Raw genomic sequence first — 15031 nt, forward strand, 5'->3', positions numbered from 1 at the left:
TCCCCCGTGTTTGTAAAACAGCAGAGTTCTAAATTGGCATATTTATCGACGTTCCGTGCTTTTGTCTTTGCCGTGACTGGTGTTGCTTTTCTGCTTGGGGCGTTCGATAACGCTCTTGCTCAGGATAGCAAGGTGCAACAGCCGCAAGCGGAGCAGGCCGAAACGGCACCATCGTCCGCACCCGCATCCGCCCCTACGGTGGATAGTGGCGCACCTGTATCCAGTGTCGTTCAGCAGCAAAAGCCGGTTATCAATGATCTGAAACAGCAGACGAAGACGATCAGTGATCAGTTGCAGAAATCTGCAACCAACGATGAATCGCTTGCGAATTTTAAGCTTCAGCTCGATGCGCTTTCGAAGAAGCTGCTTGATGCCGGTGTCGCTTTTCGTCCTCGCCTGACGGAAATCAACACACGTCTTGAGCAACTGGGTGCCGCACCTTCCGGCGATCAACCGGCAGAGCCTGCAATCGTTGCTGAAGAGCGGGCGCGACTGGTTGCAGAAAAGGCCGAAATCAACGCGGTTATCGGTGAAACCGAAGATGCATCGCTGGCCGTCAATCAGATGTCGGCAAAAATCAGCAATATGCGGCGTGATCTTTTCACGCAAACATTGTCCCAGCGTGTCAACCTTGATCTTACACTCGGCTCCGAAGTGTCTTCCGCTGCCGGGAATCAGATGATTTCGCTGTGGAGCATCGTGAAATCATGGTGGCGTTTCGTTTTTACCTTCAAGCTGAATTCATTTCTGGCTGCCGCGTTCTTTGCGCTCATCGCGGCGTTGATTATTCAGCTTGGCGCGCGGCGGGCTCTGGGTTCGCTTTATGAACGTGACGTCAACAATGAAGCCCCTTCTTATCTGAGCCGCTTATCCGTTGCCTTCTGGTCCACCGCTATCCCTTCGGGGGCGGTCGCTGTTTTTCTTGCAACGACCTATTTTTGTCTCGATTATTTTAATGTGCTCAGACCTGATATTGGTGCACTCCTGCAATCGCTGTTTATCGTCTTGGGCATTGTCTTCTTTATCAGCCGGTTGGCATTTGCGTGTATCAGTCCTTATACGCCTGCATGGCGTTTGGTGCCTATCGCTCCGCGTCCGGGCCGTGCATTGGTCTGGCTGATTACCGGCATAGCACTGATCAATGGGCTGGATTCGTTTTTCAGCAAAGTTAATCAGGTGCTGTCGTCACCCTTGTCACTGACGATGGCGAAAAGCCTGCTTTCGACTGTTGTTATTGGCGTATTGATACTGGTTATTGCGTTTCTCAAACCGATTGAGAAGATCCCCGGAGAAGCTGTTCGTCCCTGGCCTAAAGCATTCAGGATATTTCTGTTGCTTCTTGGTCTTGTACCAATTGTTGCGGCCGGACTTGGCTTTATCGGCCTGGCCCGGTTTATGGCGCAACAGATTGTGGTTACCGGCGCATTTCTTGTGACGATGTATCTTGGTTTTCTCACAGGGCGCGCCATTTCCGAAGAGCAGGCTTTCGCATCCAGCCCCATTGGGCGGATTTTGCGCGAACGGTTTCATTTTGATGAGGCAAAGCTTGACCAACTCGGTCTTGTTGTTGGTATCCTCATCAATCTCGCGGTGGCGCTGATTGGCATTCCGCTGGTGTTGATGCAGTTCGGATTTCAGTGGTCCGAGCTTAAGAACACGTTCTATCATTGGATGACGGGTTTCCGGATCGGCAGCATTTCCATATCACTTATGGGGATTTTGACCGGGATTTCCTTGTTCTTCATCGTCTATCTGATGACCCACTGGTTTCAGAACTGGCTGGATAGCAAAGTTCTCGCGCGTGGACGTGTTGACTCGGGTGTCCGTAACTCGATCCGTACTGTTGTCGGATATGTCGGGTTGGTGTTGGCGGCGCTGATTGCAGTGTCGGCTGCGGGTTTTAATCTTTCAAGCCTTGCCCTGATCGCCGGCGGTCTCTCGCTTGGTATCGGTTTTGGCCTTCAGAACATCGTGCAGAATTTTGTTTCCGGCCTTATTCTTCTTGCAGAGCGCCCTTTTAAGGTTGGTGACTGGGTCGAGGCGGGTACAGTCAGCGGTATTGTCAAGAAAATCAGCGTTCGCGCAACGGAAGTGGAAACTTTCCAGAAGCAGTCGATTGTTGTTCCAAACTCTACGCTCATCAACGGTAATGTTGGAAACTGGACGCTACGCAACAAGCTTGGTCGCATTGATATCAATGTGCAGGCCGCTTACACTGACGATCCTCGCCGTGTTCACGCACTTCTGTCTGAAATTATTCGCGGTCATCCCTCCATTTTGAAAAATCCGGAGCCGTTTGTGGCCTTTCAGAGTGTGACGGATTCATTAATGATTTTCGACGTTTATGCGCATGTCGCAGATATTACGTCTACGGGTTCCATCAAGAACGAGTTGCGATTCCAGATTGTCGAACGTTTTCATGCTGAAGGAATTCCATTTTCGTCGTCTGCAACCAATCTGGTGCTTGGCGTTTCTGAAATCGAAAGAGTTTCCGAGATTATCGAGAAGGACAGATCACGCGGCGCAAAACTGCGCAAGGACAAGCCGGGCGAGGGGGATAAGCCGCAGCATGACGACAAGGTATGAAGGTGCGTTCAGTTGCAGTTCAGCTTTGAAGTCTTATAAGTGGTCATGAAAAGAGGCAGTTGAACTGTCTCAGAGCAAGGGGGCCGAATTTTCGGCTTATAGCGGGAGCAGCGGAAGCGCTGAAGCGATATGAACAGAACTCAGGTCAATTATGCTGGCAAGGTTGCGCTTGGTGCAGTGCTCGCACTTTCGTTTTCCATGCCAGGCCTTTATGCTGCAACCGTATCGAACAATGATAGCGCCGCTCAGACCATCGTCGTCACTGAAGGCGCGTCAAAGCGTGAAATGCTGATAGCGCCAGCCGAAACAGTCGATTTTTGCGATGGTGGTTGCTTTGTGACCTTCCCGAACGGTGACCGTGAGGCGCTGAAGGGCGATGAAAAGATCGTTATTTCTGGCGGCAAGGCATCGTTTCAGTAAGTTCAGATTACGTTGATAAAAAGCCGGGGTTTGCCCCGGCTTTTTGCACCTTTTAAATGATTATATCAGCTTCGCGGCTTGAGATTTTCTGGATCGTAGAGTGGCTTATAGCCAATCGATACAACCTCCACCGGATACGTTTCGCCGAAATATTCGACATTCAGCTTTCGCCCTTCCTGACAATAGGACCAAGGCAGATAAGCAAGCGCGATGTTCTTGCCGATGCTCGGGCCGTAGGCGATGGACGAGGTGAAGGACCGGCGACCGAGTTCATCGATCAGCGTTTCTCCCGTTTCAGGATCAAGGACCGGTAGAATGCCGACCGGATAGCGTTTGACGCCTTTGGAATCGACATTTTCTGTCATAACCAGCGTGCAGAGCATGGCTGGTTGATGATCGCGGGCCTTATATTCAAGATGCTTTGCCTTGCCGCGGAAGTCTGCCTCCTTGACCTTTGGGCGAGCGAGATCCGCTTCAAGAAGATTATATTCGGTGAGCAGATCCGCATTTTGGAGACGCAGGCTTTTTTCCATCCGGCGGCTATTGGCATAGGTTTCAACACCAACCGCAATTGCGCCGGTTGAACGCAGCGCATCCCATATGGCGAGGCCGTCTTCATAGCGCATGTGCAATTCCCAACCCTGTTCACCGACATAGGAAATGCGGAAGGCGGTTACATCCTTGCCTGCAATACGGATCGGCTTGATGGCGGCGAAGGAAAAGTTCTCAAGATCAAGACCTTCCGGATTTTCGACAACCTTCTTGAGATTATCGCGGGCGTTTGGTCCCCAGATGCCGATGGTGGCGTATTTTTCTGTAACATCGGTGATGGTGACATCAAAACCCTTATCTTCAGCAACGCGGCGCATGTAATGGAAGTCGCGGGGGCCGGCATCGGCGCCGTTGATCATACGCATATTGTCAGCCATGCGCATTACGGTGAAATCGGCGCGCACCATGCCTTCATCATCCAGAAAGTGGGTGTAAATGCCCTTTCCGATATTGGCGTCACCGCCGATTTTTGCAGCACACAGCCACTCCATCAGCGCGACATGATCCGGGCCTTCTATGTCGTACATCGCAAAATGCGAGAGATTGATGATGCCGCAATCTTCACTCAATGCCAGGTGCTCGGCATTGGAAACGCGCCAGAAATGGCGGTTGTCCCACTCATTTTCCCGCACCGGAATACGGTCGCCATATTTTTCCAGCAGATGCTCATTGGCTGCATAGCCGTGCGCACGCTCCCAGCCACCCAGCTCCATGAAGTGGCCGCCCAGTTCCTTTTCCCGTTCATAGAACGGTGAACGGCGAATATTGCGGCCTTTGGAAAAGGGCTCACGCGGATGCACCGCCGGATTGTAAACCTTCATTGCGGTTTCGGTGCAGCGATCCCAGATGAATTGCTCGGTCATCTGGTGCGTATAGAAGCGCGAATAGTCGATGGCGTGATGATCGATTTTTGTACGACCATCGGTCATCCAGTCGGCAATGAGTTTACCCATGCCGGGGCCGTCCTTGACCCAGATTGCAACCGCATACCAGAGGCCACGGACTTTCTGGCTTTCGCCGATTGAAGGTCCGCCATCGGTTGTTACCTGTAGGAAACCATTGAAGGAATGGCTTTCATTATAGCCCAGCTCGCCGAGAATGGGGGTTAGTTCGATGGCGCGTTCGAGTGGTTCAAGAACCTGCTCCATGTCGAGATCACGCTGTGATGGCGACAAACGGGCTTCATGTTTTTCAAGAAGGTCACGCGGGTGGCAGAGGCGCGGATTGGTTTCCTCGTAGTAGCCCCACTCAATTTGACCACCTTCGGCAGTCTTTGGGTCGCCGGTGTCACGCATATAGGCCGAATTGCCCTGATCGCGCAAAAGTGGCCAGCCAATTTCCTTGCCGGTTCCGGCAAACGCATTATAGGGGCCGAAGAAGGTCAGCGGATGATCAATGGGCATGACGGGCAGGTCTTCGCCAACCATTTCGGCAATCAGCCGGCCCCAGAGACCGGCGCAAACCACCACATAGTCGGCTTCGATTGTACCACGATGGGTGACAACGCCCTTGATGCGTCCATTTTCAACGATGAGCGACTGAGCGGGTGTGTTTGCAAAGCTTTTAAGCTTTCCCGCATTTTCCGCCTGATCAATCAATCTGCCTGCAACTGTTTGCGAGCGTGGAATAACAAGGCCTGCATCCGGGTCCCACAAACCGCCCTGAACAAGGCTCTCTTCGATCAGTGGAAATTTTTCTTTGACTTCGGATGGCTCCATCAGGCGAGCCCGCGTACCAAAGGCTTTGCCGGATGCGACCTTGCGCTTGAGCTCTTCCATTCGGGCATCGTCGCCGACGCGGGCAACTTCAATACCGCCGACGCGGGCGTAATGGCCCATTTTTTCATAGAAATCGATGGAATAGAGCGTCGTCCAGCATGACAGGAAATCATGGCTTGTCGCATAGCAGAAATCAGATGCGTGTGCGGTGGAACCAATGTCCGTGGGGATGCCGGATTTGTCGATGCCGACAATGTCGTCCCATCCTCGTTCGATCAGGTGGTGGACGACGGATGCTCCGACAATTCCACCAAGCCCGACAATGACCACTTTTGCCTTTTTAGGAAACTCTGCCATTTCATGCGATCCCATTTTGTATTTGATGGAATCATAGTGGCTGCGCCCGGCCCACAATTGTCATTCTACGACATAATCACGGCACGAGACGACCGAAACATCTTCGTTGCAAAATGGCGCTGGTGCGTGAAGGGCAGATCGTGGCTCCATGTTGATGATTTGATTCATCACGCAGGGCTATCACTATGATTTAAAAGAAAAACCCGCGTTCTGAGTGCGCGGGTTTTGTTATGATCCTCGGGATTATGCCGCAATCAGCATTTTCCGGTCAGCCCGTTCCTGCTGGGGTGAGCGACCATAAAGCTCGCGATAACACTTGGAAAAATGCGACGCGGAAACGAACCCGCAGGCGACGGCAACTTCAACCACCGGCAAGGAGGATTGCAACAGCAAGTGCCGGGCCCGGTCGAGGCGTATTTCCAGATAATATCGTGCCGGAGAACGGCCCATTTCCTGACGGAACAGGCGTTCGACCTGACGGCGCGAAAGCCCGATATTATGGGCTACGTTAATGAGTGCTTCCGGTTCGGAAAGGTTGGCTTCCATCATTTCGATGATGGTCAGAATCTTTGAATTCTGGATGCCAAGGCGGGCGCGAAGTGGCAGGCGTTGGCGGTCGTGCGGGTTGCGGACCCGATCGGTGAGGGCTTGTTCGCAAATGCGGTTGACCAGATTATCATCGAAGTCATCGCCGATGAGCTTCAGCATCATGTCGAGCGAAGCGGTTCCTCCTGCGCATGTAAAGATATTGCTATCCACTTCAAAAAGATCGGCATAGACTTCAGCTTTCGGAAAAGCTTCCGAAAAGCCTGGCAGATTTTCCCAATGAATGGCGCAGCGTTTGCCCGAGAGAAGGCCCGCAGCCGCCAGAATATGCGCACCGGTGCAGAGCCCGCCAACCGCGACGCCGCGGTTATATTCTTCACGCAGCCAGGCAAAGACAGATTTGTTGCGGAAATCCTCGACATAGACGCCTGAGCAGACAAAGACCATGGATGGGCGTTGTTCGCTTTGAAGATAGCGGCGTTCATCTTCCAGTGACGCATTGACAGCGCATTCCACGCCATTTGAAGCCTTGACCGGCTTGCCATCGGTGGACGTCAAACGCCAGTGATAGGCTTCATAACCCAGCATTCGATTGGCAATGCGCAGTGGCTCTATCGCTGTCGCAAATGCGATCATCGAGAAGTCAGGGACAAGAAAAAAAACAATAGACCGCTTAATCGATGAAGCTGGATTCATAGCCTGATCGTTCCCATTCTCAAAAGCCCGAACTGCGGTTCCCGACGCAGTTTCCGGCTTTGTGCCTTCGTCATGACACCGGGACTATAGAAGGCCCAGTCATCCGGTCGCTTTTTGACCGGTAGTCCCATTGCTCCTGCCCTATTTTACAGGGGATAGGTCATGGCGCAAACAGGATAGGCGTATTGAGACATAGAACTTTCGGGTTGAATAGTGCGGCTAAATGCCTGCCGTATATTGGTCCCTATATGTCGCTAAATTGAAGGCGGAAAATTCCAACTCGCAATTCGAATATGCCTTACTGCATTTGGCCTCTCCTCGCGGGGGCGGGAAGGCGATCATCCACGCAAGGCCAGCCAATGTCGTGCCGAATGTGCTCGGGCAGGCTTTCGAGAATTCTGCGGCTCTTCTTTATGCGCCGCTGATATGTCCAGTTGGTGTAAAATGTGCTGACCGATGCCATGCTCGCTTGCAGCCAGTGCGTGATGATGAATGGGCGCGCGATACATTCTCTTTGCAGGGGTTCACACTGAATGCTCATTTTTGTTCTCCAGGCAGAATTGAGATCAAGTGTTTTCTGACGTGTCTTAACCTCTATGCTTGAAGCTTGCCGCGATCTTGACGTTCAATCAAACGAAATATAGAAAGGTATAAAGTCAGAAAAATTGAACTAACTTAATGTGGAGCCCACGATGACAGCGCCCGTACAGCATCCTCTGCCAATGCTTGATATAGATGTGCTGCGGACATTTGCAGCCATTGCCGATACGGGTAGTTTTTCGGCGGCTGCCAATGTGGTGTTTCGCACACCTTCGGCTGTTTCCATGCAGATCAAGAAGCTTGAAGAGCAACTGGGCGCTGCGGTCTTTGAACGGGATGCGCGTTCTGTGAAGCTGACCAGCGATGGCGAAGTGCTGCTTGGTTATGCGCGGCGACTGCTGGCGCTCAATCGTGAGGCTGTGGCGAAATTTGTCGCGCCGACAGTGACTGGGGTTGTTCGGCTCGGATCGCCTGATGACATTGGTGAATGTGTGTTGCCGCTCGTTTTGAAGCGTTTTGCAGAAACGCATCCGGGTGTTACGGTCGATGTCGTGATCGATCAGAGCGCTAATCTGCGCAAGCGTCTTGATGAAAGACGGCTTGATGTTACGCTGGTCAATCTCTCACACACAGTTCCAAGCAAAGGTGATGTTGAGATATTGCTCGATGAGGAGCTGGTTTGGGCGGGTGCCAGATGCGGCACTGCTTATCGCCGTGATCCCTTGCCGCTTTCCATATGGGAAGAGGGCTGCGCTTGGCGCGGAAATGCACTTGAGGCGCTTGAGAAATCGGGGCGGGCCTACCGAATTGCGTATATGAGTTCGCATTCTACGGGCCAGCGCGCCGCGATACAGGCGGATCTTGCGATCGCTCCTTTTGGCAAAACCTTATTGGGGGAAGGTATCGTGCCTCTTGGCCCTGAACATAATTTGCCGCAGCTTGGCCGTTATCAGCTTGGCATGATCATTAAACCCGATGCAAGGCAACATATTCAGGTGGTTGCTGATCATCTGCGTAACGTCTTTGAATCGTATCGCCGTAGCGGCCGGTTTGAGACGTTGCGTTCGGGGTGGGGCAGTGTTGTTGCGTGCGGCTAAATCGCTGCTCTTGCCGGGAGGAAAAGCTACGCTAAATGACCAATGTGAGAGCCAAAATATGGCCTCGCCATCAGGACGTTGGCCAAGGCGGGACTATTGTTTGGGGGCATCTTGTTAGAACTGCATCTAAATGGAGAGACACCTATGAAGCTATCTCGTATTGTTCCAGTTGCTATCGTTCTTTGTGCTTTCACACTTGCATCCTGCGCCAATACGGTTCGCGGTGTGGGGCGCGATGTTAAGAGCACGGCTCATGCTGTTCAGGAAACCGTTGAGTGATAAAAAAGGTTCGGGTTCTCCCGAACCTTTTTACTTCTGCAAGAAGTAGCTCACCGTCATATGCTGATCGGGACGCGTTAGGTAGATGATGTTTGCAGTCTTGATGCCAGTATCGGGTGCCATGATATTTGCTTCACGCATAAGCGTGGATACACGTGCATTTGGGGCAGTATCACCAAACCACATCACCAGTACAGGTTTTGAGGCGCGTGATGCACCATAAGGTGTTTCGGGGTGGATCACTTCGATTGATGGATCGAAGAGCCTGAAATTCCCGCCAATCTGCGCGTTGTCTGTCAGGATTGTTTTAAAATCACCATCTTTGCGTATCTCTTGATAAAGGCTTTGATAATCCAGTTGACCATAGGGCGGAGTGCTAGAGCCATAGGTCAGATAATAGCCAAGAACAGGCGGTACAACGAGCGATAGCGCAATGCTAATGGCCGCGAATTCGGTAAGCGCGCGCGTGTTCCGGCGATATTGTTCAAAAAGACATGCCATGACCGCTGGCGTAAGGAACAGCACCGGTTGCAGCCAGCGATCCTTTATGTTGCTGACGCCAGCAACGACCACGCCCACCAAAACGATCAGCATTCCCACTACGAGAAGACGCCGCATGAACGCTTCACCATTGGTGAATGGTCTGCTTGGCGCGGTGCGTTTGGAGCGATGAACAAGAGATATGATGCCCGCGATTGCAAGTACCACGACAGCGAAGAGAAAAGCTGCTTCGATGAAGCTTCCCACACCATTCAGGCGATCGAAGATCAGACTGCCGGATGCACCGATCTGAAGCTTTTCGGAACGCGCAATCACACTCGACTTGTGTGCAAGCATCCAGTTCGCTGTTGGCGTGAAGCAAATTGCAAATGCAGTGATCGTTATAAAAGAGAGCCTTGAAAGCAGGACCTTGCGATAGTCTGCAACCGATAATCCGGTGACGATCAGCATAATCACAAACAGCGATGCGTTGAACTTGCCGAGAATGGCCGCTGCCATTGCAATGCCGAGTGCTGCTGCGGAAACGGCATGTCGGTCACGCATATGCCATGCAAAAGCCAGAAATGCCCAGCCGCATCCCGCAGTGCCTGCAATGGAATGGGTCAGCGCGCGCTGTGATTCCCAGCCGATTTGCGGAATGAGGAACAGTCCCAGCATGGATGCTGAAGCGACCATACGGGAGAAGCCCAAAAGTCGCATTCCGCCAAAGACGCTCAGAAACAGGCTGGCAAGCATGCTGAATTTGACGATTTGCAGCGTGAGCATCGATGTGCCAAGCACGGAGGCTGCAATATTGGTTATCCATGTGTAGAGAGGCGGCTGCGATCCGCCATATCCCCAGTCCAGATAGCCGATATTGGCAAGCTGTTCGGCATCATCAAGGCCTGCGCCATTGGAAACGAGCGTTACAAGAATTGCCTGAAAAGCAAAATAGCAAAGCACAAAGACCACTGCCAAGGGCAGGCCAAAGAGTGACTTATTTGCAGTGTGCGCTGTGGTTGCTTTGAGGGTGGTCAAAATGCTGTTGCCCAAAATCTGAATCGCATTTCAAGAAATACGATGCTTAAATTCGATAGATCTTGGAGTCTAGCTGGCAAAATAGACCGAACGGTACTCCAATTGAAATACCTCTCACAGGATTATGGCCTGATTTCAATCACGGAAGTAAAAACTTACAATATCATCACGTATAATTTATGAATTATCAGCAACGGCAGAAAACCGCGCTGCCTCGTCAGGTGCACGGTCTTGCCAAATACGCATGGCGCTTCCACCAAACAATACACAGGCGGAAGAGACTGAAGCTCCGGTACGCAGTACCAGATCCGGAGCGTCGAGAAGGTGTAAACCGTCTCTTGCTCCTTTCTAGCGCAACATTGTTACCGGACCGTTATCAGACACTTAAGCAAATCTAAACAAGTGAAGTTTTTTCAACTTTCTTCAGAGAAAATGCATCAGGCTTTGTTTTCATCAACCGTCTTTGTTGCGCGAAGGAAGTTGATGATGCTTGAAAAATCTTCCCCTCCATGGCCTTCATTGTCGAAACGGCTGTAAAGCGCTTCTGCGTGTGCGCCCAATGGTGTTGCAGCACCTGAACTTTTTGCCGCTTCCTGTGAAAGCTTGAGGTCCTTGAGCATCAGGGCTGCTGCAAATCCGGGCTTATATTCGCGATTGGCGGGCGATGCCGGAACTGGTCCCGGTACAGGACAGTAAGTTGTCAGTGACCAGCACTGGCCTGATGAGGTTGAAGCCACATCAAACAGCGCCTGGTGCGAGAGCCCCAGCTTTTCAGCGAGTACGAAGGCTTCACTGACGCCGATCATCGAAATGCCGAGGATCATATTGTTGCAGATCTTTGCAGCCTGTCCTGCACCATCACCGCCGCAATGAACGATTTTACCGGCCATAGGCTGAAGCAGCGGTTCGGCCTTGCCAAAGGCATCGTCGCTGCCGCCTGCCATGAAGGTCAGCGTGCCGGCAGAAGCGCCGCCTGTGCCGCCTGATACAGGCGCATCAACAGAAAGCTGGCCGTTTCTTGCTGCAATCTCGTGGGCCTTGCGTGCAGAATCGACATCAATTGTCGAGCAGTCGATAAAAACTGAATCTTTTCGGGCATAAGGCATGATGTCTTCATAAACCGAAAGAACATGTTTGCCTGCGGGCAGCATGGTGATCACTGCATCTGCGGTTTGAACGGCGCCCGCAGCACTGGTTGCGATCTCAAGGCCATTGGCTTTCGCTTCTTCAAGATGAGCAGGCAGCAGATCAAAACCAATGACCTTATGCCCGGCTTTCACCAGATTGGCGGCCATCGGTCCGCCCATGTTGCCAAGGCCGATAAAAGCGATAGTGGCCATGATTTTCTCCCATATAGATATGTATCAGCGTCCGATCATATGGCGTGCAACAATGACGCGCATGATCTCGTTTGTGCCTTCAAGAATCTGGTGAACGCGCAGATCGCGGACAAGTTTTTCGATGCCGTAATCATGAAGGTAGCCATAGCCGCCCAGAATTTGCAGCGCGTCATTGGCCACATCAAAACCAGTGTCAGTAACAAAGCGTTTGGCCATGGCTGACCATTTGCCGGCATCATGGGTTTTGCGATCAAGCTTGCTTGCAGCCGAGTAAAGAAGCTGTCGTGCTGCCGAGAGCTCGGTCTCCATATCCGCCAGGCGGAACTGCAATGCCTGAAAGCGATCAATTGTCTGGCCGAAAGCCTTGCGCTGGTTTGAGTATTCCAGTGCCTTGTTCAGCGCCGATCGTGCGCCGCCCAGCGAGCATGCGGCGATGTTCAAGCGTCCGCCATCAAGGCCTGCCATAGCGATCTTAAAACCGGTGCCCTCGTCACCCAGACGATTTGCAACTGGCACGCGGCAATTGTCGAAAATCACCGTTCGGGTGGGTTGCATGTTCCAGCCCATCTTGTGCTCATTGGCACCAAATGACAGGCCGGGCGCATCTTTCGGCACAACAATGGCAGAAATGCCCTTCGGGCCGTCCTCGCCGGTACGCACCATTGTGACATACAGGTCAGTGGCGCCTGCACCGGAAATAAACTGCTTGGTGCCATTAAGCACATAATGATCGCCATCGCGCTGCGCGCGGGTGGAAAGTGCGGCTGCGTCGGAACCGGATCCGGGTTCTGTCAGGCAATAGCTCGCAAGCCAGTCCATTGATGTGAGCTTGGGCAGGAATGTCTGGCGCTGGCTTTCATCGCCAAACGTATCGATCATCCATGCAGCCATGTTGTGGATGGAGATAAAGGCTGAAAAAGCGGGGCAGGCCTCGGCGATTGCCTCGAAAATAAGGACCGCGTCTGAGCGCTTGAGTGCTGATCCGCCCACGTCTTCGCGAACGTAGATGCCGCCCATGCCGAGTGGGCCGGTTTCTTTTATGACGTCAATCGGGAAATGTCTCTCGCGATCCCATTGCAGTGCATAAGGCGCAACGCAATCGGATGCAAAGCCGCGGGCCATATCCTGAATGGCGCGCTGATCCTCGTTGAGTTCAAACTGGTTCTGGTCGGCAGTATCCATGGTTTCCTCCCTATGAGCACCGCATCCTCCTGAAGCGACTAGATCACAATGACGCGCGGCTGCCAACGCTGCTTTGGAATAATGTTGCTCACTTTTGTAATAAACTGATGCGCATTTTTGCATATAAGCTTGCCGCAATCGCTGGTGATTGCCAGTGGCATAAACTTGGGATAGGCAAGCTCGCATGACACGCGCAATCATGTTTCAGGGAACGGGTTCGGATGTCGGCAAAAGCGTGCTTGTTGCCGGTCTTTGCCGTCTGGCACGCAATCGGGGGCTGAAAGTCTGGCCCTTCAAGCCGCAAAATATGTCAAACAATGCAGCCGTCAGCGAGGATGGCGGTGAGATTGGTCGCGCGCAATGGCTTCAGGCTCTGGCGTGCGGTGTGCCGTCATCGGTGCATATGAACCCGGTTCTGCTAAAACCACAGACCGATATGGGCAGTCAGGTCGTTGTGCAGGGAAAAGTGCGTGGCGAGGCGCGCGGGCGTTATTATCAACTATTGAAGCCGCAGCTGATGGCCGCGGTGATGGAATCCTTTGATCTTATCAGTGAAGGTGCTGATCTGGTGTTGATTGAAGGGGCGGGGTCGCCTGCCGAAATTAATCTGCGCGCCGGTGATATTGCCAATATGGGCTTTGCCACACGTGCAAATGTGCCGGTGGTGCTGGTGGGAGATATTGATCGGGGCGGAGTGATTGCATCACTGGTCGGAACGCATGCAATTCTGGCCGAAGAAGACCGTGCCATGGTGCGTGGCTTTCTGATCAACAAGTTTCGTGGCGATGTTTCGCTGTTTGATGATGGTCTTGAGGCAATTACCCGTTTTACGGGCTGGCGATCGTTTGGTGTCGTGCCGTGGCTTAAAGCCGTGTCGCGTTTGCCTGCGGAGGATTCGGTGGTGCTGGAACGCGCAACGCGGGGTGATGCCAAGGCGTTGAAAGTGGCAGTTCCCATGTTGCCGCGCATTGCGAATTTCGATGATCTTGATCCGCTGAAAGCGGAGTGTGAGGTTGAAGTTGTGATGGTTCCGCCCGGCCAACCACTGCCGCATGATGCAGGGCTTGTGGTTTTGCCGGGGACGAAATCGACGATTGCCGATCTGATTGCCTTTCGTGAAAACGGCTGGGAGCGCGATTTGCAGCTTCACGTGCGGCGCGGCGGGCATGTGCTTGGCATTTGCGGCGGGTTTCAGATGCTCGGCAAACGGATCAGCGACCCGGACGGTATCGAGGGACAGGTGCGCGACATCGACGGGTTGGGACTGCTGGACGTCGAAACCATGATGGAGCCGGAGAAAGTCGTGCGCAATGTTGTGGCGCACTCACAGCTTTATGATGCTAAGCTTGATGGCTATGAGATTCATATCGGGCGTACCACTGGCCCTGATGTGATCCGGCCATTTTCGCGGATCGGTGATCATGATGATGGTGCCGTTTCTGCGAGCGGACGTATCATGGGGACTTATCTGCATGGTGCTTTCAGTGCAGATGCGTTCCGGCATAGATTTCTGGCGGGGCTCGGTGTGTGCGGTTCAGGTGGGAACTATCGCGAAAGCATTGAAACCGCGCTTGATGAACTGGCTGATGGCCTTGAGTCCTGCCTTGATATTGACGGGTTGTTTGCACTCGATTGACGCCGCAACAGTGAACGCCTAATGTCACTTTATGCAATAGGTCTTTGCCGGAACGAATCCCGGCGATACCAAAAAGGGAATGCGACGGACGGACCCAATCCGGGCGTCTTTATCGCAGCCGACCCCGCGACTGTAGAGCGGAGAGGGATGAGGCAAGCCGGGCAACTGGCAACCACTGGAAACATCAGCGTTTCTGGGAAGGTGCATCACTCCCCACGACCCGTGAGCCAGGAGACCTGCCTGTTGCGTGAAGGACATTATGTCCGCACCCCCTGGGAGGTTTTCCCTGCTGCCTGCACGGAGGTTGTCATGGCTGCGCGTAACGAAAATACACTTTCCAATACACTCCCTCTCTCCCTTGCTGCTCGTCTTGGAACGGCAGTGGTGTCGCTCATGCTCGGCGCATTTCTGATTTACGGCGTTGGGATAGCCCATTCTGATATGCTGCATGATTCGGCGCATGACACGCGTCATTCATACGGTTTTCCCTGCCACTAAGCCTTTAGCTTTTAAAACAGGAAATAAGCAGCGCTCGATGGGGGACAATCATCGAAGCGGGATTGC

The 15031-nt window shown here is 52.8% G+C and carries 11 protein-coding genes and 1 riboswitch; of the genes, 6 read left to right on the forward strand and 5 right to left on the reverse strand.

Going from position 1 to position 15031, the window contains the following annotated elements; genetic code table 11:
* The first annotated feature begins 33 nt into the window (after positions 1 to 33).
* Together ABE527_RS06045 and ABE527_RS06050 are read left to right on the forward strand one after the other, a co-directional pair.
* Complete coding sequence (locus ABE527_RS06045) at positions 34 to 2586, forward strand: mechanosensitive ion channel domain-containing protein (RefSeq protein ID WP_499696423.1); 2553 nt, start codon at positions 34 to 36, stop codon at positions 2584 to 2586.
* A gap of 129 nt (positions 2587 to 2715) precedes the next feature.
* Complete coding sequence (locus tag ABE527_RS06050) at positions 2716 to 3006, forward strand: hypothetical protein (RefSeq protein WP_265985338.1); 291 nt, start codon at positions 2716 to 2718, stop codon at positions 3004 to 3006.
* Between the two features lie 65 nt (positions 3007 to 3071).
* On the opposite strand, the gene ABE527_RS06055 is transcribed toward ABE527_RS06050, so the two are convergent.
* Both ABE527_RS06055 and ABE527_RS06060 read right to left on the reverse strand, forming a co-directional pair.
* Complete coding sequence (locus tag ABE527_RS06055; RefSeq protein ID WP_499696424.1) at positions 3072 to 5633, reverse strand: GcvT family protein; 2562 nt, start codon at positions 5631 to 5633, stop codon at positions 3072 to 3074.
* A gap of 243 nt (positions 5634 to 5876) precedes the next feature.
* Positions 5877 to 6875 carry a GlxA family transcriptional regulator gene (locus ABE527_RS06060; protein WP_265985336.1) on the reverse strand — a complete coding sequence of 333 codons (999 nt, stop codon included), beginning with the start codon at positions 6873 to 6875 and terminating at the stop codon, positions 5877 to 5879.
* 692 nt (positions 6876 to 7567) lie between these two features.
* Here ABE527_RS06060 and ABE527_RS06065 point away from each other — a divergent pair.
* Both ABE527_RS06065 and ABE527_RS06070 read left to right on the forward strand, forming a co-directional pair.
* Entirely contained in the window at positions 7568 to 8512 is a 945-nt protein-coding gene (locus ABE527_RS06065) for a LysR family transcriptional regulator (RefSeq protein ID WP_499694413.1), read from the forward strand.
* A gap of 144 nt (positions 8513 to 8656) precedes the next feature.
* On the forward strand, positions 8657 to 8791 hold the full coding sequence (locus tag ABE527_RS06070; RefSeq protein ID WP_094539832.1) for an entericidin A/B family lipoprotein: 135 nt from the start codon (positions 8657 to 8659) through the stop codon (positions 8789 to 8791).
* A gap of 30 nt (positions 8792 to 8821) precedes the next feature.
* On the opposite strand, the gene ABE527_RS06075 is transcribed toward ABE527_RS06070, so the two are convergent.
* The 3 genes from ABE527_RS06075 to ABE527_RS06085 all read right to left on the reverse strand — a co-directional run bounded on the left by ABE527_RS06075 (position 8822) and on the right by ABE527_RS06085 (position 12831).
* Positions 8822 to 10309, reverse strand: a complete 1488-nt coding sequence (locus ABE527_RS06075; RefSeq protein WP_265985334.1) for a glycosyltransferase family protein — start codon at positions 10307 to 10309, stop codon at positions 8822 to 8824.
* A gap of 437 nt (positions 10310 to 10746) precedes the next feature.
* Positions 10747 to 11649, reverse strand: a complete 903-nt coding sequence (gene mmsB / locus ABE527_RS06080; RefSeq protein ID WP_265985332.1) for a 3-hydroxyisobutyrate dehydrogenase — start codon at positions 11647 to 11649, stop codon at positions 10747 to 10749.
* 24 nt (positions 11650 to 11673) lie between these two features.
* The gene (locus ABE527_RS06085) at positions 11674 to 12831 is read right to left on the reverse strand and encodes an isobutyryl-CoA dehydrogenase (RefSeq protein ID WP_499696425.1); all 1158 of its coding nucleotides are present in this window, start codon (positions 12829 to 12831) and stop codon (positions 11674 to 11676) included.
* A 184-nt stretch (positions 12832 to 13015) separates the two neighbouring features.
* Between ABE527_RS06085 and ABE527_RS06090 the strand changes: the two genes are divergently transcribed.
* Positions 13016 to 14467 carry a cobyric acid synthase gene (locus ABE527_RS06090; protein WP_499696426.1) on the forward strand — a complete coding sequence of 484 codons (1452 nt, stop codon included), beginning with the start codon at positions 13016 to 13018 and terminating at the stop codon, positions 14465 to 14467.
* 21 nt (positions 14468 to 14488) lie between these two features.
* Positions 14489 to 14725, forward strand: a riboswitch (cobalamin riboswitch).
* A gap of 51 nt (positions 14726 to 14776) precedes the next feature.
* Positions 14777 to 14965 (forward strand): CbtB domain-containing protein, encoded by a 189-nt coding sequence (locus ABE527_RS06095; protein ID WP_499696427.1) that lies wholly within the window; start codon positions 14777 to 14779, stop codon positions 14963 to 14965.
* The last annotated feature ends 66 nt before the right edge of the window (positions 14966 to 15031 follow it).

It is taken from the genome of Brucella sp. TWI432 (assembly GCF_039674445.1).
Lineage (GTDB): Bacteria > Pseudomonadota > Alphaproteobacteria > Rhizobiales > Rhizobiaceae > Brucella > Brucella chromiisoli.